Below are 420 nucleotides of genomic sequence, written 5' to 3'. Positions count from 1 at the left end.
TACAACCCCAAGRRGCAAGCYYCTTGGTTTGGGCTAATCCSSKTTCGCTCGCCGCTACTSASGGAATCRCWTTTGYTTTCTCTTCCTCSGGGTACTTAGATGTTTCAGTTCCCCCGGTATGCCTCTTACTAAGCTATGTATTCACTTAGTAGTAACTGGACATTACTCCAGCTGGGTTTCCCCATTCGGAAATCCCCGGATCAAAGCCTGCTTACGGCTCCCCGAGGCGGTATCGTTGTTCGCCACGTCCTTCTTCGGCTCCTGGTGCCTAGGCATCCTCCGTGCGCTCTTAATAGCTTAACCAATGCTCAGGTGATTCGGCTTGTACGCCGTTTTCACTTTGTTTCTTTGATCTCCTAAGACATCAAATGGTTGAAACAAACTGAAAAAATGTCGCAACAATCTCGAACAACCTTCGCT

General features: G+C 48.6%; 1 rRNA gene. It reads right to left on the bottom strand.

The annotated features are described in order from the left end of the window. Positions 1–303 (bottom strand): 23S ribosomal RNA (locus AC1DF3_RS37150); the annotation flags it as partial. Positions 304–420 lie beyond the last annotated feature (117 nt).

The organism is Variovorax sp. 10N432, assembly GCF_056394465.1.
Note: the sequence above shows the minus strand (reverse complement) of the source record. Positions and strands in the feature narration are given on the sequence as shown.